The organism is Kitasatospora sp. NPDC101155 (assembly GCF_044768305.1).
Classification (GTDB): domain Bacteria; phylum Actinomycetota; class Actinomycetes; order Streptomycetales; family Streptomycetaceae; genus Kitasatospora.
Genome location: NZ_JBIWPN010000003.1, coordinates 442820 through 467810 on the forward strand (window position 1 = coordinate 442820; position 24991 = coordinate 467810).

24 protein-coding genes and 2 pseudogenes are annotated in these 24991 nt (G+C 72.2%); 12 read left to right on the forward strand and 14 right to left on the reverse strand.

Translation table 11 applies throughout. The features are described 5' to 3' along the window. Window positions 1-20: 20 nt before the first annotated feature. Together ACIRYZ_RS06730 and ACIRYZ_RS06735 are read right to left on the reverse strand one after the other, a co-directional pair. On the reverse strand, window positions 21-2462 hold the full coding sequence (locus tag ACIRYZ_RS06730) for an ArnT family glycosyltransferase (protein ID WP_402940432.1): 2442 nt from the start codon (window positions 2460-2462) through the stop codon (window positions 21-23). Between the two features lie 148 nt (window positions 2463-2610). Further along, entirely contained in the window at window positions 2611-3732 is a 1122-nt protein-coding gene (locus ACIRYZ_RS06735; RefSeq protein WP_402940434.1) for an alpha/beta hydrolase, read from the reverse strand. Between the two features lie 367 nt (window positions 3733-4099). Between ACIRYZ_RS06735 and ACIRYZ_RS06740 the strand changes: the two are divergent. The 6 genes and pseudogenes from ACIRYZ_RS06740 to ACIRYZ_RS06765 form a co-directional block, all read left to right on the forward strand. After that, a pseudogene (locus tag ACIRYZ_RS06740) lies at window positions 4100-4717 on the forward strand (trypsin-like peptidase domain-containing protein); the annotation flags it as partial. A gap of 210 nt (window positions 4718-4927) precedes the next feature. Further along, a pseudogene (locus ACIRYZ_RS06745) lies at window positions 4928-5653 on the forward strand (putative Ig domain-containing protein); the annotation flags it as partial. A 223-nt stretch (window positions 5654-5876) separates the two neighbouring features. Then, entirely contained in the window at window positions 5877-6287 is a 411-nt protein-coding gene (locus tag ACIRYZ_RS06750; protein WP_402940436.1) for a hypothetical protein, read from the forward strand. A 56-nt stretch (window positions 6288-6343) separates the two neighbouring features. Beyond that, window positions 6344-6517 carry a hypothetical protein gene (locus ACIRYZ_RS06755; protein ID WP_402940439.1) on the forward strand — a complete coding sequence of 58 codons (174 nt, stop codon included), beginning with the start codon at window positions 6344-6346 and terminating at the stop codon, window positions 6515-6517. Beyond that, window positions 6510-7229 (forward strand): hypothetical protein, encoded by a 720-nt coding sequence (locus ACIRYZ_RS06760; protein ID WP_402940442.1) that lies wholly within the window; start codon window positions 6510-6512, stop codon window positions 7227-7229. Before ACIRYZ_RS06755 ends, ACIRYZ_RS06760 begins: the two co-directional genes overlap by 8 nt. Before the next feature lie 50 nt (window positions 7230-7279). Next, window positions 7280-7936 carry an HAD family hydrolase gene (locus ACIRYZ_RS06765; RefSeq protein ID WP_402940444.1) on the forward strand — a complete coding sequence of 219 codons (657 nt, stop codon included), beginning with the start codon at window positions 7280-7282 and terminating at the stop codon, window positions 7934-7936. On the opposite strand, the gene ACIRYZ_RS06770 is transcribed toward ACIRYZ_RS06765, so the two are convergent. Further along, window positions 7924-8661 (reverse strand): SDR family oxidoreductase, encoded by a 738-nt coding sequence (locus tag ACIRYZ_RS06770; protein WP_402940447.1) that lies wholly within the window; start codon window positions 8659-8661, stop codon window positions 7924-7926. The genes ACIRYZ_RS06765 and ACIRYZ_RS06770 overlap by 13 nt on opposite strands. Before the next feature lie 104 nt (window positions 8662-8765). Between ACIRYZ_RS06770 and ACIRYZ_RS06775 the strand changes: the two genes are divergently transcribed. Continuing rightward, a complete protein-coding gene (locus tag ACIRYZ_RS06775) occupies window positions 8766-9620 on the forward strand; it encodes a helix-turn-helix transcriptional regulator (RefSeq protein ID WP_402940450.1) in 855 nt (284 codons plus the stop codon). Window positions 9621-9995: 375 nt separating this feature from the next. Here the strand turns inward: ACIRYZ_RS06775 and ACIRYZ_RS06780 are convergent, their stop codons facing one another. Beyond that, complete coding sequence (locus ACIRYZ_RS06780) at window positions 9996-10817, reverse strand: LysR family transcriptional regulator (protein WP_402940453.1); 822 nt, start codon at window positions 10815-10817, stop codon at window positions 9996-9998. A 69-nt stretch (window positions 10818-10886) separates the two neighbouring features. Here ACIRYZ_RS06780 and ACIRYZ_RS06785 point away from each other — a divergent pair, with 69 nt between their 5' ends. Both ACIRYZ_RS06785 and ACIRYZ_RS06790 read left to right on the forward strand, forming a co-directional pair. Continuing rightward, window positions 10887-11582, forward strand: coding sequence for an SDR family oxidoreductase (locus tag ACIRYZ_RS06785; protein ID WP_402940456.1), 696 nt, complete (start codon window positions 10887-10889; stop codon window positions 11580-11582). A 60-nt stretch (window positions 11583-11642) separates the two neighbouring features. Continuing rightward, entirely contained in the window at window positions 11643-12530 is an 888-nt protein-coding gene (locus ACIRYZ_RS06790; protein WP_402940459.1) for an aminoglycoside phosphotransferase family protein, read from the forward strand. Between the two features lie 20 nt (window positions 12531-12550). On the opposite strand, the gene ACIRYZ_RS06795 is transcribed toward ACIRYZ_RS06790, so the two are convergent. After that, window positions 12551-13315 (reverse strand): GNAT family N-acetyltransferase, encoded by a 765-nt coding sequence (locus ACIRYZ_RS06795; RefSeq protein ID WP_402940462.1) that lies wholly within the window; start codon window positions 13313-13315, stop codon window positions 12551-12553. Between the two features lie 47 nt (window positions 13316-13362). Beyond that, a complete protein-coding gene (locus ACIRYZ_RS06800) occupies window positions 13363-14181 on the reverse strand; it encodes a hypothetical protein (protein WP_402940465.1) in 819 nt (272 codons plus the stop codon). Window positions 14182-14252: 71 nt separating this feature from the next. Between ACIRYZ_RS06800 and ACIRYZ_RS06805 the strand changes: the two genes are divergently transcribed. Beyond that, window positions 14253-14567 carry a cupin domain-containing protein gene (locus ACIRYZ_RS06805; RefSeq protein WP_402940468.1) on the forward strand — a complete coding sequence of 105 codons (315 nt, stop codon included), beginning with the start codon at window positions 14253-14255 and terminating at the stop codon, window positions 14565-14567. Here the strand turns inward: ACIRYZ_RS06805 and ACIRYZ_RS06810 are convergent. The 4 genes from ACIRYZ_RS06810 to ACIRYZ_RS06825 form a co-directional block, all read right to left on the reverse strand. Next, on the reverse strand, window positions 14564-14965 hold the full coding sequence (locus ACIRYZ_RS06810) for a hypothetical protein (RefSeq protein WP_402940469.1): 402 nt from the start codon (window positions 14963-14965) through the stop codon (window positions 14564-14566). The genes ACIRYZ_RS06805 and ACIRYZ_RS06810 overlap by 4 nt on opposite strands. Before the next feature lie 150 nt (window positions 14966-15115). Beyond that, window positions 15116-15865 (reverse strand): dienelactone hydrolase family protein, encoded by a 750-nt coding sequence (locus tag ACIRYZ_RS06815; protein WP_402940472.1) that lies wholly within the window; start codon window positions 15863-15865, stop codon window positions 15116-15118. Between the two features lie 191 nt (window positions 15866-16056). Beyond that, window positions 16057-16752 carry an aspartate/glutamate racemase family protein gene (locus ACIRYZ_RS06820; protein WP_402940475.1) on the reverse strand — a complete coding sequence of 232 codons (696 nt, stop codon included), beginning with the start codon at window positions 16750-16752 and terminating at the stop codon, window positions 16057-16059. 69 nt (window positions 16753-16821) lie between these two features. Next, window positions 16822-18672 (reverse strand): CocE/NonD family hydrolase, encoded by a 1851-nt coding sequence (locus ACIRYZ_RS06825; RefSeq protein WP_402940477.1) that lies wholly within the window; start codon window positions 18670-18672, stop codon window positions 16822-16824. A gap of 287 nt (window positions 18673-18959) precedes the next feature. On the opposite strand from ACIRYZ_RS06825, the gene ACIRYZ_RS06830 reads away from it, so the two are divergent. Continuing rightward, complete coding sequence (locus tag ACIRYZ_RS06830; protein WP_402940480.1) at window positions 18960-20054, forward strand: HoxN/HupN/NixA family nickel/cobalt transporter; 1095 nt, start codon at window positions 18960-18962, stop codon at window positions 20052-20054. Window positions 20055-20149: 95 nt separating this feature from the next. On the opposite strand, the gene ACIRYZ_RS06835 is transcribed toward ACIRYZ_RS06830, so the two are convergent. Further along, window positions 20150-21088: an SGNH/GDSL hydrolase family protein gene (locus tag ACIRYZ_RS06835; protein ID WP_402940482.1), complete on the reverse strand. Its 939-nt coding sequence runs from the start codon at window positions 21086-21088 to the stop codon at window positions 20150-20152. A gap of 295 nt (window positions 21089-21383) precedes the next feature. Here ACIRYZ_RS06835 and ACIRYZ_RS06840 point away from each other — a divergent pair, with 295 nt between their 5' ends. Continuing rightward, window positions 21384-23039, forward strand: coding sequence for an FAD-binding dehydrogenase (locus tag ACIRYZ_RS06840; protein ID WP_402940485.1), 1656 nt, complete (start codon window positions 21384-21386; stop codon window positions 23037-23039). 223 nt (window positions 23040-23262) lie between these two features. On the opposite strand, the gene ACIRYZ_RS06845 is transcribed toward ACIRYZ_RS06840, so the two are convergent. From ACIRYZ_RS06845 to lepB, 3 genes are read right to left on the reverse strand one after another with little or no spacing between them, the layout of a single operon-like run. Further along, window positions 23263-24258 (reverse strand): AraC family transcriptional regulator, encoded by a 996-nt coding sequence (locus tag ACIRYZ_RS06845; RefSeq protein WP_402940487.1) that lies wholly within the window; start codon window positions 24256-24258, stop codon window positions 23263-23265. Continuing rightward, window positions 24255-24509: a hypothetical protein gene (locus tag ACIRYZ_RS06850; RefSeq protein WP_402940490.1), complete on the reverse strand. Its 255-nt coding sequence runs from the start codon at window positions 24507-24509 to the stop codon at window positions 24255-24257. The genes ACIRYZ_RS06845 and ACIRYZ_RS06850 overlap by 4 nt, the downstream gene beginning before the upstream one ends. Next, complete coding sequence (lepB, locus tag ACIRYZ_RS06855; protein ID WP_402940493.1) at window positions 24509-24913, reverse strand: signal peptidase I; 405 nt, start codon at window positions 24911-24913, stop codon at window positions 24509-24511. Before lepB ends, ACIRYZ_RS06850 begins: the two co-directional genes overlap by 1 nt. Between the last annotated feature and the right edge of the window lie 78 nt (window positions 24914-24991).

Genomic DNA, 24991 nt, shown 5'->3' on the forward strand with positions numbered 1-24991 from the left:
CCCTCCGGGCGGGTCCGGGATCAGGACTTCGGAGCCGTCAGGTCGTAGAAGGTGGCGCCGCCGACCGTCTTGGCGGTGAAGTGGCTGGTCACCCAGGCCTCGATCTGGGCGGACTCGGTCTGCTGACCGCCCTCGTCGCCCTCGCCGCCCGCGCCGCCGAAGCCGCGGTGGGAGCCGCCGCCGATGAACCAGTGCACCTTGCCCTCCTGGACGTACTTCTGGAAGCCGGCCAGGCTGAGCGAGGGGTCCGTCCCGTTGAAGCCGCCGAGCGCCATCACCGGCTTGCCGGTGGCGAGTTGGTAGCTCGCGGCGTTCTGCGAACCGGTGGTGGCGGCCGCCCAGGTGTAGTGGTCGGCGTCCTGCGAGACCAGGGCCGCGGCCTCGTCGCTGACCTTGGTGCCGCCGAGCAGACCGCCCATGCCGCCGCCGAAGCCGCCGAAGCCGCCGGGGCCGCCCATGCCCTCGGGGTCCTGGGCGCCGGGGAAGCCGCCGCCCGGGAAGCCCGTGGCGCCGCCGGTGCCGCCGGCACCGCGCTCGTGGCGGCCGCCGGGGGCGGTGTCGCCGCCGGGGAAGCCACCCTGGCCGTGGGTGCCACGGCCGCCCTGGCCACCCTGGCCGCCCGGGAAGCCGCCCTGGCCGCCGGGGAAGCCGCCCTGGCCGTTCTGACCACCCCAGCCGCCCTGACTGCCCTGGCCGTTCTGACCGCCCTGGCCGAACATCCGGCCGTTGCCCATCGCGCCCTTGCCGCCCTTGCGCCCGAACGACCCCGGCCCGGACGCGCCCTTCACGGACGGCCCGGCGGTGATGATCGAGCCGTTGTGCGCGGTGCCCACGGTGTCCACCGCGTACGCCGCCGGACCGCCGAGCGCCGCCGCCAGGCCCAGCAGGCCCGCCACCGAGGCGATCCGCGCGCCCATCCGTCCGTCGACCTTCCCGGCGAACTGCCCGGCCACCAGCGCGGCGGCCGCGGCCAGCCCGCCGACCAGCACCGCCCAGCGCAGCCAGGGAAGGAAGTCGGAGCTGCGCCCGAGCAGGACGAAGGCCCACACCGCCGTCACCGCGAGCACGCCCGCCAGCAGCAGCGCGTGCGGCAGCCGGTGCCGCGCCCGCCACAGCCCGTCCACGCCCATGCCGACCAGCGCCGCGACCGCGGGGGCGAGCGCCACCGTGTAGTACTGGTGGAAGATTCCGGACATGAAGCTGAAGATCAGCGCGGTGGAGATCAGCCAGCCGCCCCAGACCAGGAACGCCGCGCGGGCGGTGTCCGGACGGGCGTAGCGGCGGGTCGCCCACAGGCCGACCACCAGCAGGATCAGCGCGGCCGGCATCAGCCAGGCGATCTGCCCGCCGATGTCGCTGCCGAACAGCCGGGTGATGCCGGTCTGGCCCCAGCCCCGGTTGTGCGTCGCGCCGGCCGGCAGGTCGAGCCCGGCCGGGAGGTGTCCGCCGCCGCCCACGCTGCCGCGCTCGTTGCCGTCGACCCGGCCCAGGCCGTTGTAGCCGAAGGTCAGCGACAGGAAGCTGTCGTCCTGCGAGCCGCCGACGTACGGGCGGGCCGAGGCGGGCAGCAGCTGGACGATCGCCACCCACCAGCCGGCGGAGACCACCAGGGCCAGGCCCGCGAACAGGGTCTGCCGCAGCCGCCGCCAGAAGCCGGTCGGGGCCACGACCAGGTAGATCACCGCGAAGGCGGGCAGGATCAGGAACGCCGCCAGGGTCTTGGTGAGGAACGCGAAGCCGAACATCGCCCCGGTGAACAGCAGCCACCGGGTGCTCGCCGTCTCGACCGCCCGCACCATCCCGTACGCGGCCAGGGTGAGCAGCAGCACCAGCAGCGCGTCCGGGTTGTTGAAGCGGAACATCAGCGTCGCGACCGGGGTGAGCGCCAGCGCGGCGCCGGCCAGCAGGCCGCCCAGCGGGGAGAAGCGGCGGCGCACCGTGGCGTACAGCACGCCGACGGTGGCGGCGCCCATCAGCGCCTGCGGGGCCAGGATCGACCACGAGGAGAGGCCGAAGATCCGCACCGACAGCGCCATCGGCCACAGCGACGCCGGGGGCTTGTCGACGGTGATGAAGTTGGCGGCGTCGGAGGAGCCGAAGAAGAAGGCCTTCCAACTCTGGCTGCCGGCCTGGACGGCGGCCGAGTAGAAGGCGTTGGCCCACCCGGAGGCGCCCAGGCCCCACAGGTAGAGGACGACGGTCGCGGCCATCAGCGCCAGCAGGGACGGGCGCACCCAGCGCGGGTCGTCCGGGCGGCCGCGCCAGGCGCGGGCCGGGAGGGTGCGCAGCCGTCCGGACCAGGAGGCCGGGCCCTTCGGGCCGACGGGCGGCAGGGGCTGCTCGGGGAAGAGCGGCGCCGGGTCCGGCCGGCGGGTGTCCGGCTGCGGCACCTCCGGCGGCGGGTAGTTCGCGGCCTCGGGCCACGGGTCGCCGGCCGGAGGGGAGTAGCTGCTCGTGGTCATGCGCCATACCGTGCGTGGCGCGGCTGAGAGAACCGTGAGACGGGGCTGTGAGACGCGTGTGATCTGCCCCGGTTCCACCCGGAAGGGCGCGGGTTTCAGACGGGCTTCACCTGGAGGGGCGCGGCTTCAGGCGGCCTTCACCGGGTGGTCACGCGGCGGGCGGCATGGTGATGTGCTTGCCCAGCCACTCCAGGGCCGGGGGGATCTCCCGGGTCCAGGTGTGGAAGTTGTGGCCGGCGGTGTCCAGGGTGATGGTCGACATCTTGGTGGGGGCCTTGAAGGCGCCGACCATGGCCTGGGTCTCCCCGTAGTTGTTCTCGTCGTTCGCGGTGGTCAGCAGCAGCGAGACGGGGGCGGGCGGCTGGTTCTTCAGCCGCCACAGCAGGTCGTTCTCCTGCTTCAGCTTGTCGTCGCCGCCGAACAGGTCGCCGGTGGTCGGGTCGTGCGCCGCGCTGTAGTAGCCGGACAGCGCGATCGCGGCCGGGTAGGAGTCGGGCTTGCGCAGTGCGAACTTGAGCGCACAGTAGCCGCCGGTGGAGTTGCCGATCACGGCCCGGTTGGCCGGGTCGGTGCCGATCCGGTAGGTGGTGGCGAGGGCCTTGGGCAGGTCGGTGGTGAAGAAGGTCTCCACCTGGGGGCCGTTCGGCACGTCGACGCACTCGGTGTCCCGGTCGCCGACCAGGGTCGGGCGGGTCATCACCAGGATGGTGGGCGGCAGCTTCTTCTGCTCGATCGCGTCGAGGGTGGAGGCCGGGTACTGCATCAGCGAGATCAGCTTCTCCGCGGTGCCCGGGTAGCCGGTGAGCACCAGCGCCATCGGGAAGCGCTGCTTGGCGTAGTCCGGCTGGAAGTACTGCGGCGGCAGGTAGACGTACGCCTCGGTGGTCAGGCCGCTGCCGGCTCCTTTGACGTCGACCTTCTGGATCAGCCCGGAGCGCTCGGGCTCGGAGCCCTGCGCCGAGTAGAAGTTCTGCTGGCCGGTGACGGCCACGCCGGAGGCGTTCGGTGAGTGGTCGACCACGGTGCCGAGCTTTCCGCTGGTGCCGAGCAGGTCGGTCCAGGAGCTGTAGAAGCCGAAGTAGCTGTTGGCGATCAGACCCATCGCGACCAGCACCGCCACCTGGGTCGCCAGGAAGGCGCCGATCCGGCCCACCCAGGCCTTCCAGCCCTTCCCGCCGAACCGCGGCCAGAGCCACATGGTGGCGGCGAAGACGAGGACCGCGACGACCGAGGCGGCGATCTGGAGGGGGAGTCCGGTGAGGCTGAGCACGAGCCCGATCGTAGTTGACCCTGACGGGAGGGCCGGAGGGCCCCCTTCCGGTGATCGTCTGCGGCACGGCACGGCACGGCACGGCACGGCACGGCATGGCATGGCGCGGCACGGCACAGCGCGGCACGGCACAGCGCGGCACGACGCGGCATGGCACGGCACGGCACGGGGGGTGCTTGGGGGTGCCGCGGAGCCCGGCCGTAACGGGCATACCGGGACGGGTGGTTGCCGGCCGTCGGCACAACACCCGATATCCGGTGGCGAGTTCGGCCAGAACGGTTGACCCCTTGAAGTGGCCATGGCACTTTCGTGCGGCGCGGGCCTCGGCGACCGGTCGTACACCCCGCGATCCCCCACAAGGAGAGCCATGTTCAAGAGACTTGTCGCGGTGGCCGGCACGAGTGCCGTCGTCGCGAGCGGGCTGGCCTTAGCCGCCGCCCCCGCGCACGCCCTCCAGGCGGCCGACCTGACGTCGACCATCGCCCTGGACGACTGCTCGGCCTCGCTGGTCCGCTTCCCCGCCTCGGTGGACGGCGACCGGGCGATGATGCTCACCAACGGGCACTGCCTGCCCACCATGCCCTCGGCCGGCGAGGTCATCCAGAACGTGAGCGCCAGCCGCAGTGGCACCCTGCTGGACGGCGCGGGCAACAGCCTGGGCACCGTCCAGGCCGACCAGGTGATCTACGCGACGATGACCGGCACCGACGTCACGCTCTACCGCCTCACCGACACCTACGGGTCGATCCGCTCCAAGTACGGCGCCACCGCGCTGACCGTCAACGACGCGCACCCGACCGACGGCTCCTCGATGTACATCCCGTCCTCGTACTGGAAGCAGGTCTGGAACTGCTCCGTCAACGGGTTCGTGCCGACCCTGCGCGAGGACCAGTGGACCTGGCACGACTCGCTGCGCTACAGCTCCGGCTGCAACACCACGCACGGCACCTCCGGCTCGCCGATCATCGACTCCGCGAGCGGGCGGATCGTCGGCATCAACAACACCGGCAACGACGACGGCGCCATGTGCACCCTGAACAACCCCTGCGAGGTCGCCGCCGACGGCACCACCACGGCCACCAAGGGCCAGAGCTACGGCGAGGAGACCTACTGGTTCACCACCTGCCTGAACTCCAGCCGCGCCGTCGACCTCACCGTGCCCGGCTGCCTGCTCACCAAGCCGGGCGGCAGCGGTAGCGCCGTCTCGGTCGCCGGCCCCGGTGACCAGTCCACCACGGTCGGCGGCGCGGTGAACCTGCAGATCAACGCCTCCGGCGGTACCGCTCCGCTCTCGTACAGCGCGAGCGGCCTGCCCGCCGGGCTGTCGATCAACTCCGCCACCGGCCTGATCTCCGGCACCGCCTCCACCGCCGGTTCCTCCAGCGTCACGGTCACGGTGACGGACGCGGCCGGCAAGTCGGCCACCACCAGCTTCGCCTGGACGGTCAGCGGCGGTGGCGGCGGCAGCTGCACCCCGGCGCAGCTGCTCGGCAACCCCGGCTTCGAGACCGGCACGGCGGCGCCGTGGACCGCCAGCTCCGGCGTGATCGACAACAGCGCCTCCGAGCCGGCGCACGGCGGCAGCTGGAAGGCGTACCTGGACGGCTATGGCAGCACCCACACCGACACCCTCGCCCAGACGGTGACGATCCCGGCGGGCTGCAAGGCGACGCTGAGCTTCTGGCTGCACATCGACACCGCCGAGACCGGTACCACGGCGTACGACAAGCTGACCGTCGCCGTGAACGGCACCACGCTGAAGACCTACTCCAACGTGGACGCCGCGGCCGGCTACCAGCAGCGCACCTTCGACCTCTCCGCCTACGCGGGCCAGAGCGTCACCCTGAAGTTCACCGGCACCGAGGACTCCTCGCTGCAGACGAGCTTCGTGATCGACGACACCTCCATCCAGACCGGCTGACGCCGGGTCGGTAGAGAGAGGGGCCCGGCGGCTTCGGCCGTCGGGCCCCGTCGCCTGCTCATGTTTCGCTCAACTTCCTTACACCACAGGGGTCGATGGCTAGGCTCCCAATTGACGTGGACCGGGAGGGGGAGTCCGACCGCGTGATCTTCTGTCGTGCGCAGGGGGCCACTTGAGCCGGCCCACGGCCATCTGGAGCCACACGGTATAGGGGTGGGGAGAAGTGACTGACCTGGATTTCGAGCGACGGGTGAATCCGTGGCTCTTCGACAGCTCCGGGAACCTGACGGAGGCGGCGAAGAAGCAGTTTCCGGACCTCGCTGCCGCTGCGGCCGGTGCACAGCCTCAGGGGTGGTCACCGGAACCGGTGACAGGGGCGAGCGGGGGCGGGCCGACGGTGAAGGTCAGCCCGGAGGCGCTGCGGCGGGCGGCGACCAATGCGGACACATTGCACACCAAGTTCGACAAGGCCAGCCGGGACATATGGACGAACAACCCCCACCCTACGGAGGACGTAACCGGTAGTTGGGCGATCGTCAAAGCCATTGAAGGCATGGGGCAGATCTGGGGTGGGCAGGTGTCGGCAACCAGTCAGATGATGCAGGACATATCCAGGACTTCGTCGACCAACTGACGTCGAGCTACCACATCACTGACGTCAACACCGCGGACCCGGCCACGCATGCGGACGTGGCGGGCATGGGCGGCCCAGCCAGCGCTGCCGCGCAGGCCGTGGAGACCGCCGCGCAGGGATCCGGCCTGAACTGGCGTCAGATCGAGGCGCTGTCCGGAGGGGCCGCGAACGCGGTGCGGGACGGCGCGAACGACAGCGCGGGGCTCTTCACCCGGGCCGTCAATGGCTGAGGGCAAGCGGAACGGACGGCGGTGGCGGCGGCTGGGGGTGGCGGCGCTCGCGATCGGGGTGCTGGCGGGGGCTTGGCCAGCCTGGCAGGAATGGCGGCCCAACTCCTTCGCTGCAGTGCCCGCGGTCTCGTGTTACGGGACGCTGGATGAGCAGACGCTGCGCGCGTTCATGGTGGACAACGAGGACGTCACGGCGACGCAAAGGCTACTGCGGACGGTTCATCAGGACGACTTCGCCGTGATGGGTGGCTGTAGCGGTAAGCAGGGCGAACACCAGATCGTGAGCGCGGTTGTACAGCAGGACAGGGGCTATCCCGAGCCCCCGTCGACGGAAGATCCCGCGCACAAGCAAATGCCCTCGCTGCTCCTGCAGTCAGTTTCCTTCGCCTACGATGAGGACCGCGGTGGGTACTTCACCAGCGAAGGCACCAGGGTCTACTTCCGCTGCTGGACCCAGCCCCATGAAGTCGACCACTTCTCGGTTCCGTACTTCGTGGACGTCACTGTCTTCGGTCGGGCTGCCGGTTATGGCCGCGACCAAGGACGGTTGCCCCTCCACCAGCGCCAGTTGCTGGCCAACTCGGCCTTGAAGCTGGCCAAGGTGGTCTCCAAGGAGCTGAGTTGCGATGCCGGCATCCAGCTTCCGGCCGAGCCGCCGGCGAACTCCTACGGCCCCGCGACGACCGACTGGAGGAAGACCCCTGCGGAATGAGCCTGCCGCCGGGGCCCTGACCCGGGCCGGGGCCGCCCTATGCTGATCGGATGATCGACCCGATAGAACTGGTGATATTCGACTGCGACGGCGTCCTGGTGGACAGCGAGGTGATCGCCGTACGCGTCCTGGTGCAGCTGGGGGAGGAGTACGGCTGGCCGCTGACCGAGGCCGAGGTGATCGAGAAGTTCGTCGGGCGGTCCGAGGCGGCCAACCACGCGATGGTCGCCGAGCGGCTCGGCGAGGAAGCCGCGACGCTGTTCGACAAGCGGTTCCGCGAACTGCACGCCGAAGCGGTGGACGCCGGGCTGACGCCCGTGGACGGCCTGGTGGAGGCGCTGGACGCGATCACGCTGCCGACCTGCGTGGCGTCCAGCGGCAGCCACGAGAAGATGCGCCACACCCTGGGCCGGACCGGACTGTACGGGCGCTTCGAGGGCCGCATCTTCAGCGCCACCGAGGTCGGGCGCGGCAAGCCCGCGCCCGACCTGTTCCTGCACGCCGCCCGGAGCATGGGTGTCGACCCGGCCCGCTGCCTGGTGGTCGAGGACAGCGGGCCCGGCGTCGCCGCCGCCCGCGCCGCCGGGATGCGGGCGCTCGGTTACGCGGGCGGCGTCACGGCGGCGGAGCGGCTGGCCGGGCCGGGCACCGTCGTCTTCGACGACATGCGCGAGCTGCCCGGGCTCATCGCCGCCTACCAGGGGTAGTTGCCGCCCTCCGCGTGGAAGAACTGGCCGGTCGACCCGGCCTCGGCCTCGCCGAGCTGGCGGGCGATCCGGCGGCCGCCCTCCTCGGCGCTGGCGTGGCCGCTGTGCTGGTTGAGGTCGGTCGCGCAGTACCCCGGCTCCAGCGAGCAGACCTTGATGCCGGACTCGCGCAGCGCCCGGGCGTAGACCAGGGTGACGGCGTTGAGTGCGGCCTTGGAGGAGTTGTAGGCGAGCAGGGTCGCGTGCTCCCAGATCGGGGAGTCCGGGTCGGAGAGGAAGGAGAAACTGCCGAGGCCGCTGGAGACGTTGCCGATCAGGCCGGCCGACGACTTGCGCAGTAGCGGCAGCATCGCGTTGACGACGGTGACGACGCCGAACACGTTGGTCTCGTACGTCTCGCGCACGGCCTCGACCGGCAGCTCCTCCGGCGTGCGACGCCAATCCCGGGCGACGCCCGCGTTGTTGACCAGGGTGTCCAGCCGGCCGTACTCGGCGGCGATCAGCTCGGCCGCGTCGGCGACGGTCGCCGGGTCGGTCACGTCCAGGCGGACGAAGCGGGCCTCCAGGCCCTCGGCGGTCAGCCCGGCGGCGGCCGCGGCGCCGCGCTCGGGGTCGCGGGCTCCGAGCAGCACGGTGTGCCCGGCGCGGGCGAGTTCGCGGACGGTGGCGAGGCCGATGCCCTTGTTGGCGCCGGTGATCAGGACGATGCGGTGGTTGTCTGTCATGGGCTCCACCCTGGCCGGGCCGCACGAAGCGCGGGAGAGCACTGTCGAGGGTGGTACCGGCGATCCCATGGTCACGGTGCGGCGGCCGGGCCAGACTTGGGGGCGTGGAACACGTGGACCGGGCGGAGCTGGCCGCCTTCCTGCGGCGCTGGCGCGCCCGCATCCAGCCCGCCGACGTCGGCCTGCCGGCCGGCGGTCGGCGCCGCACCCCGGGCCTGCGCCGCCAGGAGGTCGCGCAGCTCGCGGGCATGTCGGTGGAGTACTACATCCGGCTCGAACAGGGCCGGGGCCCGCGCCCGTCCCGGCAGATGATCGGGGCGATCAGCCGGGCCCTGCGGCTGTCCGAGGACGAGACCGCCCACCTCCACCACCTGGTCGGCGAACCGCCGCTGCCTCCGAGTGCGCTGCCCCGGGACGTCCGGCCGGGCATCCTGCACCTGCTCGACCGGTTGGACGACACCCCGGCGATGGTCTGCAGCGCCGCCCGCGACGTGCTCGCCTGGAACGCCATGGCGGCCGCGCTGCTCGGCGACTTCTCCGCCCTGCCGCCCGGCGAACGCAACCACGTCTGGCGCTTCTTCACCGACCCGGAGGCCCGTGCCCGCCACGACCCCGCCGGGCAGGCCGTGTTCGCCCGCCGGGCCGTCGCCGACCTGCGCTCCGCCGCAGCCCGCTACCCGGCCGACAGCGGTGTGCGCCGCCTGGTCGACCGACTGCTCGCGGGCAGCGCCGAGTTCCGCGAACTGTGGGCCCGGCAGGACGTCGAGATGCGCCGCTCCACCCGCAAGCGCATCATCCACCCGGTGGTCGGGCCGCTCGACCTCGACTGCGAGGCGCTGCACGACCCGCACCGGGACCAGTGGACGATTTTCTACACCGCCGCGCCCGGCACCCCCTCGCACTCGGCGCTGCGGCTGCTCAAGGTGGTGGGGAGTCAGGACCTCGCCGTGCGGGAGTAAGCGTGAGCGTTCCGGAGACCGCCCGCATGAAGCGCTGAAGCTTCCTTGCTGTGCCCGGGAAAGCCGCGAGCGCTATATTGAACACGTTCAAACGTGGTCCGGGGGCTGAGAGGGCGTATGGACGTTGCGGCACGCGCGGTGATCACTTGGATGGCGACCTGGGCGGCACTCATTGTGGCGGCGCTCCTGTTGCCGCTGGTCCTTCCGGACCGATGGCAGGACCACGACCATCTGCGGGCCGCCGCGTTCCTGTGGTGGCTGTCCGTGCTCGCCGGTCCGGTTGTGGCCTGCGCCGCCAATCGGCGGTGGATCCGCACCGGCGTGAGGAAGGCCGGAACCGGCGGGGGCAGAGCCTGACGGCGGGCTCTGTCCCGCCTACCCGGCCGCCCGGTGGCGCAGGGTGGCGACGGCGGTGTCGAGGAAGTCGCCTACGAGGCCCTGGCGGTCGCCGTCCTCCGGGACCGCCAGGCAGGTCTCGACCGGCGGGTGGTCGGTGACCGGCCGATAGACGAGGTCGGGGCGGGAGTACGAGCCCGCGATGCTCAGCGGGACGAGCGCGATGCCCTGCCCGGAGGCGATCAGCTCGAACTTCTCGTCCAGGGTGTAGGTCCGCCGCGCCCGGGCGTCGAGGACCGGCTCACCGTCGAGATCGGCCGAGGTGAGGCTGCTGCGGCCGACCAGCGGATGCGTCGCGGGCAGGCACGCGACCTTGGTCTCGTGCCCGATGGGGATGGTGCGCAGCCCCGCGTCGTCGAAGGGGCGCCGCAGGTACCCGACGTGCGCGCGGCCGTCGCGCAGCGGCGCGTCCCGCTCCCACCAGCGCAGCGGCAGCACGTCGACCCCGACCTCCGGGTGGCGCGCGGTGAACTCCCGGATGGCCTCCGACACGTGCAGGCCGGGTGAGAAGGCGACGACGAGTCGCCTCTCGTTGTGTGCGGCCTCGTGCACGCGTCGCAGGGCCGTGTCCACCATGGTGGTGATGCGCTGCGCCTCCTCGTGCAACTGCCGCCCGGCGGAGGTGAGTTCGACGCTGCGTGTGGTCCTGGTGAACAGTGCGCAGCCCAACTCCTGCTCGAACGCGCGGATCTGCCGGCTCAGGACCGGCTGCGCGATGAACAACGCTTGTGCCGCGCGGCCGAAATGGCCGTGCTCGGCGACCGCGACGAAGTAGCGGAGCTTGCGCAGGTCCAGATCCATGCCCGCACGGTATCAATGCGCTCGGAAGGGTATTGGACGCCCGGGCCGGGCCGCTCGGAGACTCGAACCATGACCGACAACCGCCACACCGCACTGATCATCGGTGCCTCCCGGACCCTGGGCCTCGGGCTCGCCGCCGAATTCCTCCGCCGCGACTGGGACGTCATCGGCACGGTCCGCGGCAACCGGCGCACCGGCCTGCACGACCTGGCGGACACCTCCGACGGACGGCTGACCGTCGAGTCGCTGGAGATGACCGACCCGGGGCAGATCGCGGCCCTGCGCGATCGACTCGCCAGCCGCAGCCTCGACCTGCTCTTCGTCAATGCCGCCATCACCCGCGGCGACCTGCCGATCGGCGAGGTCCCGACGGACATGTTCACCGAGGTCATGGTGACCAACGCGCTCAGCCCGATGCGCGTCGTGGAGGTGCTCGGCCCGCGGGTCGCGCCGACCGGAACCATCGGGGTCATGTCCTCGGACCAGGGGAGCATCGCCCTGAACACCGATGGCGGCCAGGACCTCTACCGGGCCGGCAAGTCCGCGCTGAACCAGCTGATGCGCTGCTACGCGGCCCGCCACGCGGACGACCCGCGCACGTTGCTGCTGATGGACCCGGGCTGGGTGCGCACCGAACTCGGCGGCTTCGAGGCCGAGCTCAGCGTGGAGGAGAGCGTCCCCGGGGTGGCGGGGACGATCGAGCGGCACCGGGGGAAGGCCGGCCTGCACTTCGTCGACCACCTGGGGCAGGTCGTGCCCTGGTAATTCGTTTGCCAGGCCTGATGGGTGCTGACAGGGTCGGACCCCATGCCGCCCTCCCCCAAGATGCACGCTGACGAATTGGACATCGACGAGGCGCTGGTGCGGCGCATGGTGGCCGCGCAGTTCCCGCAATGGGCCGACCTGCCCGCGGAGTTGGTTGACTCCGCCGGGACCAGCAACGCGATGTACCGGCTCGGCGCGGACCTGGTGGTACGGATCCCGCGCATCCCGGGGGCGGCCGAGGACATCGGCAAGGAACACGCCTGGCTGCCCCGCCTGGCGCCCCGACTGCCGGTCGCGGTACCGGCACCGGTGGGCCTGGGCGAGCCGGCCGAGGGCTGTCCGTGGCCGTGGTCGGTGCTCCGCTGGCTGGACGGATCCAACCCCGAGGCCGGACACTCCCCGCAACCCGGGCTGCTCGCCCGGGACCTGGCGTCCTTCACCACCGCCCTGCACCGGGCGGACCCGACCGGCGGTCCGGCCTCCTACCGCAGCGAGTCCTTGTCGGACCGGGACGGCGCGATCCGGCGGGCGCTCGCGGCGCTGGCCGACGTCATCCCCGTCGAGGCGGCAACCTCCGTCTGGGAGGCGGCACTTCGTGCCCCGTCGCACCCCGGCCCACCGGTCTGGATCCACGCCGACCTCCAGCCCGGAAACCTCCTGGTCGACGGCCCGGGCCGCCTCAGCGCCGTCATCGACTTCGGCTGCGCGGGCCTCGGCGACCCGGCCGTGGACCTGCTCCCGGCCTGGTACGTCCTCCCGCCCGCCGCCCGCGACACCTTTCGGGCGGCCGTCGGCGCCGACGACGCGGCCTGGGCGCGGGGGACGGGCTGGGCGCTGTCCGTCGCGCTGATGGAGCTGGACTACTACCGGGAGACCAATCCCCGGATGGTGCGCACCGCCCGGTACGTGGTCGGCGAGCTGCTCGCCGACCACGCCGCGAAGTCCTGACGGAGCACGGCCCGCGACTCCTACGGGGAGACGACCTGGGCCGCGCGGAGGAGCCGCTTGGTCATACCCAAGCGCTCGTACACGGCGATGGCCGCCTGGTTGTCCGCGTGCACCATGAGGGCGGCACGCCCGTGCCGACGCACCAACGCCTCGATGACGAAGCCGCAGACGGCCTGCGCCAGCCCACGCCCGCGGGCGGCGGGGTGCACGCACACGCCGGCCAGGAAGCCGCAGTCGGCCGCCGACCAGACATCGGCTGCTACGGCCAGGGGCTCCGGTCGTTCGCGGCTCCCGAGGGAGTCGACGATTCCGGCCCAACGGTGCGCACCGCCGTCCTCCGGCTGTGCGAACGAGTCGGGAAAGAAGCGGTCGAACAGCGAGGTCGCCTCCTTCACCCGCACCTCGTCCAGCCACTCCACTCCGACGGCCGGCGAGTCGGGCACGGCCGAGGTCTCCATCCAGTAGAACTCGGGGATCGGTGACAGGCCGCGGATCGCGCCGATCAGCGCCTCGATCAAGGACGCCTGGCCGACGGGGCGGTAGGACGGTCCGACGTCGTCCAGCACGTGCCGCACCACATGCGTGGCGTCATCGGTACCGCCCATGACCGCCAGCCGGTCGCGCCCGGAGAGGTCAGGGCTCGCCACCGCAAGGGCCGTCCCATGACGCCAGGCCCGCACCCCGGGGCCCAGCCGGCCGTCGCGCTGCCCCTGAGCTGCCCACAGGAGGTGCCCGTCTCCGGCTGCGGCTTCCTCGACGTCCCTGAGGCGTACAAGTTCTTCCATGCGTCTTTACCTATCAACTGCCGTGATCGTGCGCAGTGATCCAGCCCTCACCTGCACTGTTCGAGGTCGGTGGGCAGCCGCCACTCGTACGGGAAGAGGTCGGCCGCCCAGTCCGGTCCGGTGGCGGCCGCGGGGGTGCGCAGGAAGGTGCGGTGGCGCAGGAGTTCGCGGCGCTCGGCGGGGGTGAGCAGGCGCTCCTCGGGGCCGAGGTTCCCGTAGTCGTTCGGGTCGAGGTCGGGGCGGCCGTCGATCGGGGCGTCCTCGGCGACGTTGAGCAGGTCGCCGCCGGGCGTGCGGTAGTCGAGACGGAAGTCGGTGCGCCACTGGGAGTTGCTGCCCCAACTCTGGGAGAGGTCGCGGGTGGGGCGGTGGGCGCGGCGGTGGGTCCAGTAGATCGGCCAGCGGTCGGCCACCCCGCGTTCCGCGTGCGCGGCGCCGGCCCGGACCCGTACTCCGGCGCGACTGAACAGCAGTTCGCCGAGCATCAGTCCGGGCCAGCGGACGTCGAGGATCTCGATGGGGGCGTCCGGGTCCTCGGCCTGTTCGACCTCGGTGATCTCGTGCAGGAAGGGATCGAAGCGGGCCTGCTTGAAGGGCGTCATGCCGAGGGCGGTGAACAGGCTGAGGTAGGGAGGGAGTTGCGGGTCGAGGAGGAGGTAGTCGCTGACCCGGCTGAGGGCGTAGAGCTCCCGGAGGAGGTTCCAGCCCTCCTCCTTGTCGGTCCACCACTGGTCGCGGTGGGTGGCGGCGGTCCGGAGGCGTTCGACGCAGCCGTCGGTGGTGGCCTGATCGAGCCAGGGGGCGATGACGTCCTCGTAGGGGCCGTCGGTGTCGAGGAGCGCCTCGTACAGCGCGCGAGCGTTCACTGGGCCGATCCTGGCAGGTTTTACCCTCCGGTCAACCAACTTTCGGCTCGGCCCGGATAGCGTCCCGGGCCATGGACGTGTTCAACGTGAACGAGCGCGCGGCGGGGCTGACGGAGGCCTGGCGGTCGGTGGTGCTGGGACAGGTCGGAACAGCGACGGTGAAGGTGCTGCGGATGGACGGGCGGGAGCTGGAACCGGAGGTGCACGGGACGGCCGAGGTGCTGTTCGTCGCTGAGGGTGTCCTGGAACTGGATGTGGACCGCGAGGAGTTGACGGTCGGCCCCGGCGGGCTGTGTCAGGTGCCGGCGGGTGCGCGGCACGCGGTGCGGGCGGGCAGCCGGGGGACCTTGTTGATCGTCGAGGTGCCGGATCAGAAGGGCGGCTAGAAGGGCGGCCAGTCGGAACCGGGCGGAGGAGTGACCTGCGGCCGCTCGCGCCTCCCGCCTCCCGGATCCGTCGGCCAGCGCTGGTCGATGACGGCCGCGGCCTCCTTGCAGGCGCGGCAGGCGTTGTCCCGGCCCGGCAGCCAGTAGTAGGGGGAGGCGTGCATGCCGTCCTGCCGTATGCCGCACAGGGTGGTGCCGAAGTACCCGTAGGCGTGAGTGACATCGGCGGGAAGCCCCTCCGAATCGGCCCGCTCCCAGCGCCACTCGGGCGGCTCGTAGCGCGGGCGCGAGACCTCCTGGGGGCCGTGCCCGAGCTCGGTCCAGGCGTAACACCACGCGCAGAACCAGCGCTCCTTCACCGGCAGGGCCCAGTCCGCCCGAGGTTCCGATACCGGCACCGGCCGCATCCGGCGGTCGCAGACATCACAGATCACAGCCGAATTCTTACGGGTGGCACTGACAAAGCCCTCAGGGCTTCGTCCAGGTCAGCGGGTACCGCTGCAGACGTGCTACTGGTATCGCACCCCGGGCGCCGCCGCGGGGAACGGTCAGGCCCGGATGAGGTGGCGGGCGAGGAAGCGGACGGCGCTGTCGGCCTCGAAGCGGGGGAGTTCCTTGTGCTTGCCCGAGTTGGCGTGCAGCGTCTTCTCGGTGGAGGCGAAGGCGTCGAACAGCGCGAGGCTTTCCTCGCGGGTGATGTGCTCGTCGTCCCACTGCATGTCGTACTCGATCGGGATGGTGATCCGCTTCGCGTGGTCGACCAGGACGTCGGGCCAGTGCTGGCCGAAGACCGCGGCGGTGATCCGGGGTTCGGTCGCCGTGAACGGGATGCCGATGGCTGTGCCCATGTTGATGCCGAAGAAACCGACCGGCCCGTCGGTGCCGATCTCGGGGAGTTCCTGGAGGGCGTCCAGGGTGGCCCGCCATTCGGGGACGGCGAGTTCGGCGAGGTGGGCGTTGTAGCGGACGACGATCGGGCCCTCGGGCCCGCCGGCCGCCCGGACCCGGAACATCTCGGCGACTTCGGCCTCGTCGTGCGCGGTGACCGGCCGGTCGCCGTGGCCGGGGGTGTCGATGACGGCGACGTGGAAGCCGCACTGGGAGACCAGGAGGCGGGCGCGGCCGGCCATCGCGGGGTGCTTCTTGTGGTTGCCGCCGCCGTGGCACATCAGGACCAGGGGCGCTCGGTCGGCGCCGGTGGCGGGCGACCAGAGGACCCCGGGGACGTCGCCCAGGGTGAAGTCGCGCTCGCGCATGCCGTGGGAGGACGACTCGGTGATGAACTGGAGAGAGTACATAGCGTGTTGCCTTTCGGGATGCCCGGATTGGTTCAGGGGCTCCCGGCGACAGCTACGTCTATCGCTCGACCGTGAGAGGGAGGGGGAGCACCCACATCAATACAGCGTTCACGGGGTCTCACCTCCTCGGGCGGTGTCGCGGTCGGGAAGATCATGCAGCTCGCATGACATCCGGCGCAAGCGCTTTTTCCTCACTGCCCGTCAAGGGCGGCGGCCACAGCGGCCTCCGCATGCAGACGGGCGGTGGGGAACACCGGGACCGGGCTGTCCTCCGGCCGGACCAGCAGTTCGATTTCGGTGCAGCCGAGGATGATCCCCTCCGCCCCGGCCGCGACCAGTTCCTCGATCACCCGCCGGTAGGCCGCCCGGGACTCCTCCCGGACCTCGCCGACGCACAGCTCCTGGTAGATCACCCGGTGGACCAGGGCGCGCGAACCCGACTCCGGCACCAGGACGTCCAGTCCGCCGGACGCCAACCGCCCCCGGTAGAAGTCCTGTTCCATGGTGAACGCCGTCCCCAGCAGGCCCACCCGTCGCAGACCTGCCGCCCGGACGGCGTCAGCCGTGGCATCGGCCAGGTGGAGCAGGGGGACGGTCACCGCGGCCTCGACCTGGTCGGCGACCTTGTGCATGGTGTTGGTGCAGATCAGCAGCAGGTCCGCGCCGGCCGCCTCCAGGGAGCGTGCCGCGCGGGCGAGGATCGCGCCCGCCTCCTCCCAGCGCCCCGCCGTCTGGAGCTGCTCGATCTCGGCGAAGTCGACGGAGTAGAGCACGAGTTGGGCGGAGTGCAGCCCGCCCAGCCGGTCGCGGGTGAGTTCGTTCAGCGTGCGGTAGTACTCGGCGGTGGATTCCCAGCTCATGCCGCCGATCAGGCCGAGGGTCTTCATGGGCCAGTTATAAGTCGAAGTCGAGAAGGAAGGCAAGTATATAAGAAGAGCTTTGACTGCCTCCCGGTCCTATCGCGGCACCCGGTGCTGCCACTCCCGGGTGAACACCACCGATCCCGCCTCCAGTGCCCGCAGCTGCACGATGCTGAGGAAGTGCCCGGCGTCGCACCGCAGTTGGGTGCGGGTCTGGACGGTGACGTCCCAGCCGATGTCCGGCCGTTCCAGCCGCACCGTGCGGTCCGTACGGGCCTGGGCGCTGAGCGGGGCGCCGGTGAGCACGCGGTACGCGGTGACGGTGTGCTCGTCGCGAACCAGCCCGTCGGGGTGGGTGCGGGTGCCGTCGCCGGCGGGGGAGAGCTCGATGCGCCACTCGTGTCGGCCGATGTCGTGGATGGTGACGTGCTCGGGCCGGGCGGTGAGCGGCTCGGTGAGGTGGATGTCCAGCGGGTCGGGCAGCGAGGGCGCCTCGAAGGTGACGGGCGTGGCGCCGGCGTCCGCCGCGAGGTGGCGCACGGGCAGGCCGAGGGTGGAGCGGGACGGGTCGAGGGCGTACCCGGTGTCGTCGGCGGACGGCCACACCCACGGCCAGTAGACGGAGGAGAGGGCGAGTCGCAGCCGGTGCCCGGCCGCGACGGTGGCCGCGCAGGCGGCGAGCTCGACCTCGGCGTCCGGCCCGGTGGCGGTCAGCACGCCCCGGGTGAGCAGCTGCGAGGTGCCGTCCGGGCCGACCGTGCAGAGCCGGGCCACGACCTGGACGGACCCGCCGTCCTCGCGCGGCCGGAGCCGCAGCCGCGCCGTCGGGGCGCCGAGCAGCTCGATCGGCTCGGGCAGCGGCAGGGAGTCGAAGCAGACCGAGCGGCCGTCCTCCTCGCGCTGGTCCGGCGGCTGGTCGGCGGGGCGGCCGTGCGGGACGTAGGCGCCGGCGTTGAGGCCGGTGTGCTGCGGGGAGCGGACGTGGACGTAGCGGTCGTCGGAGGCGGTGCCCGCGGTGCGCAGCTGGCCGTCCAGGTCGTAGTGGATCTCCCGGACGTCGGGGGAGGGCCAGCTGTCCGCGCCGGTCCAGCGGGTGCTGATCCAGCTGCGCAGGGCCGGTTCCTTGAGGGCGCCGGTGTCGACGCCGCGCAGCCAGTGGTTCCACCAGCGCAGGGTCTCGGGCAGGGCGGCCTCGGGCAGGCCGTGCGGCCAGGGGCCGAGCAGGGCGTGCGCGGTGGGGGACTCGGCCAGCAGGCGCAGCACGAAGGAGCAGGACGGGTCGCCCCAGCCGGCGACCGCGAACACCGGGACGGAGACCGGCACGGTGGTGTCCCCGGCGGCGAGCCAGGCGTCGACCGGGGGTTCCAGCGACTCCAGCCGGGCCAGCCAGCCGGAGCGCCAGGCGTCGCCGGTGTGCCGGGGGTCCGGCGGGAGGGCGGCGTCGGCGATCAGGGCGGTGAGTCGGGTGTGCAGGTCGGCGGCGAGGACGGCGCCGCCGAGCCGGTGGCCGCCCTCGGGGCAGCCGGCGACCACCGCGCCGACGGTGTTCGGGGCGCGGGCGGCGAGCCGCAGCGCGGTGGTGGCGGCCGCGCCGACGCCGAGCAGGCCGACCCGGCCGTTGCACCAGGGGCGGCGGGCGAGCCAGTCGACGACGGCGGTGCCGTCGGTGAGTTCCTGCTCGCCGTCGGGCTCGGCGGGCAGGCCGCCGGAGTTGCCGTGGCCCCGGGTGTCGACCCGGACGGTGGCGTAGCCGTGGCCGGCGTACCAGGGGTGGCGGCGGGCGTCCTCGGCGGCGGTGCGGTCGGAGAGGCGGTCGGCCGAGTACTCCAGCAGGGCCGGGACCGGCTCGTCGCTGACCGGGCGCCACAGCCGGGCCGCCAGCTGGGTGCCGTCGGGCAGCGGGATGCGGACGTCCTCGCGGGTGGTGTGGAAGGGGTACGACGGCATGGCCGCTCCCATCGGGTACCGGGCCGGTGAGCGCCGAGCGGCCCGCGGCGCGTACGGGGTCGCGCCGCGGGCTGTCGGCATTCCGACCCTAGGGGAGGAAGCGGAGGATTTCCTGACGAACTGGGGCAAAGTGGCTACACCTCGCTCGGCCGGGCAGGGGGGCCGGGGGGGTTGGCGTGAACGGGGCAGGTCCCGAAACCGACCCGTACTTGCGTATGACTTGCAACTACTCACCCAAGGGGGGAAAGATGGCCCAGCTCTGACCGCCCTGCCGAAAGGACAAGACGATGACCGGCCCCCGCTGGCGCGACCGGCTCACCCGCGAGGAGTGGATGCGCCTGGCCGGGATGGGCGGCTTCATCCTGGCGCTGCACGTGGTCGGCTGGTTCACCCTGCTGGCGCTGGTCGCGCCGGAGCACTACGACGTCGGTGGCCAAGTCTTCGGCGCGGGCATGGGCCTGACCGCCTACACCCTCGGTATGCGGCACGCCTTCGACGCGGACCACATCGCGGCGATCGACAACACCACCCGCAAGCTGATGGGCCAGGGCAAGCGGCCGCTGTCGGTCGGCTTCTGGTTCTCGCTGGGGCACTCCTCGATCGTCTTCGGCCTCTGCGCGCTGCTCGCCTTCGGCATCCGTTCGCTCGCCGACCAGGTGGAGGCGGACGACTCGAGCCTGCACCGGATGACCGGTCTGATCGGCACCGCCGTCTCCGGCTCCTTCCTGCTGCTGCTCGGCCTGATCAACCTGGGCGCGTTCAACGGCATCCTCAAGGTGTTCCGCCGGATGCGCGAGGGCGAGTACGACGAGGCCGAGCTGGAGCGCCAGTTGGAGCGGCGCGGGCTGATGAACCGGATCCTCGGCAAGGTCACCCGGGCGGTCACCAAGTCCTGGCACATGTACCCGGTGGGCCTGCTGTTCGGCCTGGGCTTCGACACCGCCACCGAGGTGTCGCTGCTGGTGCTGGCGGGCGGCGCGGCGGCGTTCTCGCTGCCCTGGTACGCCCTGCTGACCCTGCCGATCCTGTTCGCGGCCGGGATGAGCCTGCTGGACACCATCGACGGCTCGTTCATGAACTTCGCCTACGAGTGGGCGTTCTCCAAGCCGGTCCGCAAGATCTACTACAACCTGACCGTCACCGGTCTGTCGGTGCTGGTCGCGCTGGTCATCGGCCTGATCGAGCTGATCGGCCTGATCGGCGAGAAGCTGGGCATCACCAGCGGCCCGATCGCCTGGATCGGCGCGCTGGACCTCAACTTCGTCGGCTACGCGATCGTCGGCCTGTTCGTGCTGACCTGGATCGGCGCGATCGCGTTCTGGAAGTTCGGCAAGGTCGAGGAGAAGTGGTCGGCGGGGCTGGCCACGGCCGAGTCGGAGTGACCGGCGGCAAAGCGCCCTGAACGAAGCCGAGGGGCCGGTGACCGGGGTCTGGTCACCGGCCCCTCGGGGCTTTTCGGGGCGTGCGGGACGGACCGCTACCGCAGGGCGGCGAGCACCGCGTCCGCCATCACCTGCTCGCCGGTCGCGTTCGGGTGGAACGGCACGGCGGGTGAGCCGGGCAGCGCGCCCTCGATCCAGCGGTCGTCCGAGCAGACGTCGTGCCCGAGGGTCGGCGTCGCGGTGTCCACGTACGTCGCGCCGCCCGCCGCCGCCGTGGACCTGAGGGCGGCGTTCAGCTTGTCGAGCACGCTGTGCATGTACTCGACGTCGCCCGGCGTCACCGGCTGGCGCAGGACGCACTTGGAGCCGTCGGCGGGCAGCACGGACGGGTAACCGACCAGCAGCACCTTGGCCTTGGGGGCCTTGGCGTGGATCTGCTGCAGGGTGGTGGCGATCTGCGGGGCGATCGTGGTGGTGATCCGCTCGGCCAGGTCGTCGTTGCCGTACTGCCAGGACCAGGTGTTCCAGTCCCAGTAGCCGTGGTGGTAGACGTCCTTGCAGGGCGTGCCGAGCGGGTTGACGACCGCGCCGGCGATGCAGGTGGCGACCAGTTCGCCGAGACCGAGGTCGCTGGAGGCGAGGTCGTTGCCGCCGATGCCGAGGGTGACCAGGTCGGCGTCGCCGGTCACCGAGTCCAGCTGCGGGTCGTTGACCCGGATGAAGGCGTCGTACTGCGGCTGCGTCATCGCCTTGACCTTGGCGGCCGCGCAGGTGACGTCGGTGTACGCGCCGGCCTTGAGCGCGGCGGCGACCAGGTGGCCGTAGTTGTGGTCGGAGCGCAGGCACAGTCCGGCCGACTGGCCGGGCACCCCGGCGCCGGCGGCGTAGGAGTCGCCGAGGGCCACGTAGTGCTTCGGCGCCGCGGTGGCGGCCTGGGCGGTGGTGGAGGTGAGCGCGAGGGCGGCGCCGAGGGCGACCGCGGCGAGCGCGGTGGAATTGCGGAGTCGCCGGGAATTCCGGGCAGGGCGGAGCACGGTTCCTCCTGGGGGAGAGAAACGACGGGTGGGGGTCGTGCCGAGCCGGGCCACAGCTACTCGCAGGTAAGTTACTGCCAGGTTTCGCGCGCGTCCATCGTTTCGGCGGAAATTCCGAATTTGCGTCAGATGGCACTGGGTGACATTTCGAATTTCGCTCCACCGCGTATCGCCGTCATTTCCGAAACGCGGTGGAGCGGAATTCGCGTCGACGCTTGTTACCGACCGGTTGACCGGGCGTCACCCCAGGCCGCACTATCGGCGCACACCGACAGCCGCGACGGAGGACTGCGCAATGGCCCTGGACGCCGACGTCATCGTCATCGGAGCGGGACTCGCCGGCCTCGCCGCCACCGCCGAACTCGCCGACGCCGGAAGGAAGGTGATCCTGCTCGACCAGGAACCCGCCGCCTCGCTCGGCGGCCAGGCGCACTGGTCCTTCGGCGGCCTCTTCCTGGTCGACTCGCCCGAGCAGCGCCGGATGCGCATCCGCGACTCGCACGCGCTCGCCCGTCAGGACTGGCTCGGCACGGCCGGCTTCGACCGGCCCGAGGACGCCTGGCCGCGCCGCTGGGCCGAGGCCTACGTCGACTTCGCGGCCGGTGAGAAGCGCTCCTGGCTGCACGGCATGGGCGTGCGGTTCTTCCCGGTGGTCGGCTGGGCCGAGCGCGGCGGCCTCCTCGCAGACGGGCCCGGCAACTCGGTGCCGCGCTTCCACATCACCTGGGGCACCGGGCCCGGGCTGCTCGCCCCCTTCGTCCGGCGGGTCCGCTCCGCCGCCGCCCGCGGGCTGGTCGACCTGCGCTTCCGGCACCGGGTCACCGGGCTGACCGCCACCGCGGGCACCACCGACACCGTCACCGGCGAGGTGCTGGTCCCCAGTCCGGCGGGCCGCGGCGAGGCAAGCTCGCGCGAGGTCGCCGGGAGCTTCGAACTGCGTGCCCAGGCCGTGGTCGTCACCTCCGGCGGCATCGGCGGCAACCACGACCTGGTCCGCAAGGCCTGGCCCGCCCGGCTCGGCACCCCGCCCGCCAAGCTGCTCTCCGGGGTGCCCGCGCACGTCGACGGCCTGATGCTGGAGGTCACCGGACGGGCGGGCGGCAACCTGATCAACGGCGACCGGATGTGGCACTACACCGAGGGCATCGAGAACTGGGACCCGATCTGGGCCCGGCACGGCATCCGCATCCTGCCCGGCCCCTCCTCGCTCTGGCTGGACGCCCGCGGCCGGCGACTGCCCGTCCCGCTCTTCCCCGGCTTCGACACCCTCGGCACACTCGAACACATCATGGCGAGCGGCCACGAGCACACCTGGTTCGTGCTCAACCAGCGCATCATCGAGAAGGAGTTCACCCTCTCCGGCTCCGAACAGAACCCCGACCTCACCGGAAAATCCGTGCGCGGGGTGCTCGGACGGGCGCTGCCCGGCGCCCCCGGCCCGGTCCGGGGGCACCTGCGGCACGGGCCCGACTTCGTGGTCGCCGGCAACCTCGCCGACCTCGCCCGGGGCATGAACGCCAAGACCCGCGAACCGCTGATCGATCCGGACGAACTGCGCCGCACCGTCGAGGACCGCGACCGACAGGTGGCCAACCCCTTCGCCAAGGACCTCCAGATCACCGCCATCCAGGGCGCCCGCCGCTACCTCGGCGACAAGCTCGTGCGCACCGCCGCCCCGCACCGCGTCCTCGACCCGGCCGCCGCCCCGCTGATCGCCGTCCGGCTCAACATCCTGACCCGCAAGTCGCTCGGCGGACTGGAGACCGACCTGTCCTCGCGGGTGCTGCGCCCGGACGGCGAGGCGCTGCCCGGCGTCTACGCGGCGGGCGAGGCTGCGGGCTTCGGCGGTGGGGGCGTGCACGGCTACCGCTCCCTGGAGGGGACCTTCCTCGGCGGCTGCCTGTTCTCGGGGCGCACGGCGGGCCGGGCGGCGGCGGAGGCGGTGGCGTAGCGGCCCTCGGCGGTGAGGGCTTCGACGGTACGGGCTTCGACGGTACGGGCGTCGGTTCTCCGGCTGTCGGGCTCCCGGTACGTCGCCGCCGTCGCGGTGCGCCCCCTCCCCCGAGCGGGGCGCACCGCCACTGCTCGCGACCAACCCTGCCCGAGCGGCGCCCCCGTGCCTATCCGGATCCGGCCGGTGCGCACGCAGCTTTCCGGATAGCCAGGCGGGCCGGTCAGGCGCTGCGCCCGAGGGTCTCCGAGGGCGGGTGCCCGTAGGTGCGCCGGTAGGCCGCGCTGAACCGGCCGAGGTGGGTGAAGCCCCAGCGGCAGGCGACCTCGGTGACCGTGCCGCTCGACCGGCCGTCGGCGATGGCGAGCAGCTCGTGGTGGACCCGGTCGAGCCGGACCTCGCGCAGGTAGGCGAGCGGGGTGGTGTCCAGGTGGGCGCGGAAGCCCTCCCGCAGGGTGCGCACGCCGACCCGGGCGGCCTGGGCGATGTCGCCGACCGAGAGGGCCTCGTGCGCGTGCTCCGCGCAGTAGGCGGTGGCCCGGCGCAGCGCGCTCGGCAGCATCGCGCGGGCGCCGTCCGCGGTCGGCCCGCTGAAGGAGTGCGGCTGGGCGTCCAGCAGGCCGTCGACGAGCAGCTTCTCGAAGTGGCCCAGGCCCAGTGGGGAGCGGCGGCCGAGCGGGGAGACGGCGAACCGCATGAAGTGCCGGGCGAGTTCGACCCAGGCGTGGACGGCCGGGTCGGCGGGGTCGAGGTGGTGGCGGAACCGGGGCGCTTGGCGGGGGAGGTCGCCGAGCCGGACCGCGAGGGCCTGCTCGACCGTCTCGCGGGAGACCGCGAGCGCGCCGTTGCGGGCTCGGCTGTCCCACTCCATGGCGACCTGGTCGCCCGGCCCGGCGACGAACAGCGCGGAGGGCAGTTCGACGCCGTTGGCGCGGACCCGTACGTCGCCGGTGACGGGCAGGATGACGCTGTAGAAGTCGGGCAGTTCCTCGGTGTTCAGCCGGACGTCCGCGCCGTAGCACAGGTCGTAGAGCCCGATCCCGCCCTCGTGGAACACCCGGAAGCAGCTGGCGAGTTGCTGTCTGCCCAGGACCGCCAGGCGGTGCGAGGAGAGCCGCCCGCTGACGATCTCCCGCAGTTCGTCGACGCTGCTGCCCCGGTACAGCGCGACCGGGCCCGATCCGTCCGCGCCTTCGTCCGGTTCCGCCGGGTACGTCACGCCGCCGTCCGGCGCCGGGCGACGGTGAAGGAGGCGATCACGACCGAGGCGACCAGCCCGGCCAGGGTGAGCAGGGCCCCGAGCGCCATCAGCACCGCCGCGCCGATCAGCTTGCCGGGCAGGGCGGGGGAGTCGGTGCCGGAGTGCCAGACCACCCGGCCCGCGGTGAGCTTGGCGAGGTCGACGGTGCCCTGCCGGCCGTCGTCGAGCTTCAGCCGGGAGTCGATCGCCTGGTCGCGTCCGTCGCCCATCAGGAAGGCCCGCCCGGGCGGGACGGTGACGTCGAAGTCGTGGGGCAGGTGCCGGTCTGCCGGGCTGGCGGCTCGTCCAGCGGCTTGCCGTCCAGGCTGAGCTGTCCGCCGGTGCAGGCGATGCGGTCGCCGCCGAGGGCCATCACGCGGGAGACGACGGGGTGGTGGAGGTCCCAGGGGGAGTCGACGACGTAGATCTCGCCGCGGCGCACGTCCGCGGCCGCGACCCGGTCGGTCAGCATCCGGTCGCCCTGGCGCAGTCCCGGTCCCATCGCCGTGCCGTCCATCCGGTGGACCGAGTAGCCGCCGGTGAGGACCACCGAGAGCCCGAGGGCCCCGCAGAGGATCCCGAGCACCGCCACGGCCACCGAGAACCACAGGCCCACGGCCCTCCGCTTCGGCATCCGCCCGTCCTTCCCTGGAAACCGCCCCGTGTCGGCGCGGGACCCTGGGCATCCTAGTGAGGGGCGCCCGGCCCGGCG

Excerpts from the sequence above, each read along its gene's own strand:
- ACIRYZ_RS06785 (WP_402940456.1), top strand. The coding sequence starts at position 10,887 with ATGACCGACAACCGCCACACCGCACTGATCATCGGTGCCTCCCGGACC.
- ACIRYZ_RS06825 (WP_402940477.1), bottom strand. The coding sequence starts at position 18,672 with ATGCCGTCGTACCCCTTCCACACCACCCGCGAGGACGTCCGCATCCCG.
- ACIRYZ_RS06780 (WP_402940453.1), bottom strand. The coding sequence starts at position 10,817 with ATGGATCTGGACCTGCGCAAGCTCCGCTACTTCGTCGCGGTCGCCGAG.
- ACIRYZ_RS06805 (WP_402940468.1), top strand. The coding sequence starts at position 14,253 with ATGGACGTGTTCAACGTGAACGAGCGCGCGGCGGGGCTGACGGAGGCC.
- ACIRYZ_RS06840 (WP_402940485.1), top strand. The coding sequence starts at position 21,384 with ATGGCCCTGGACGCCGACGTCATCGTCATCGGAGCGGGACTCGCCGGC.
- ACIRYZ_RS06830 (WP_402940480.1), top strand. The coding sequence starts at position 18,960 with ATGACCGGCCCCCGCTGGCGCGACCGGCTCACCCGCGAGGAGTGGATG.
- ACIRYZ_RS06760 (WP_402940442.1), top strand. The coding sequence starts at position 6,510 with ATGGCTGAGGGCAAGCGGAACGGACGGCGGTGGCGGCGGCTGGGGGTG.
- ACIRYZ_RS06815 (WP_402940472.1), bottom strand. The coding sequence starts at position 15,865 with ATGTACTCTCTCCAGTTCATCACCGAGTCGTCCTCCCACGGCATGCGC.
- ACIRYZ_RS06795 (WP_402940462.1), bottom strand. The coding sequence starts at position 13,315 with ATGGAAGAACTTGTACGCCTCAGGGACGTCGAGGAAGCCGCAGCCGGA.
- ACIRYZ_RS06790 (WP_402940459.1), top strand. The coding sequence starts at position 11,643 with ATGCACGCTGACGAATTGGACATCGACGAGGCGCTGGTGCGGCGCATG.
- ACIRYZ_RS06765 (WP_402940444.1), top strand. The coding sequence starts at position 7,280 with ATGATCGACCCGATAGAACTGGTGATATTCGACTGCGACGGCGTCCTG.
- ACIRYZ_RS06770 (WP_402940447.1), bottom strand. The coding sequence starts at position 8,661 with ATGACAGACAACCACCGCATCGTCCTGATCACCGGCGCCAACAAGGGC.
- ACIRYZ_RS06850 (WP_402940490.1), bottom strand. The coding sequence starts at position 24,509 with ATGGGCGACGGACGCGACCAGGCGATCGACTCCCGGCTGAAGCTCGAC.
- ACIRYZ_RS06730 (WP_402940432.1), bottom strand. The coding sequence starts at position 2,462 with ATGACCACGAGCAGCTACTCCCCTCCGGCCGGCGACCCGTGGCCCGAG.
- ACIRYZ_RS06820 (WP_402940475.1), bottom strand. The coding sequence starts at position 16,752 with ATGAAGACCCTCGGCCTGATCGGCGGCATGAGCTGGGAATCCACCGCC.
- lepB (WP_402940493.1), bottom strand. The coding sequence starts at position 24,913 with ATGCCGAAGCGGAGGGCCGTGGGCCTGTGGTTCTCGGTGGCCGTGGCG.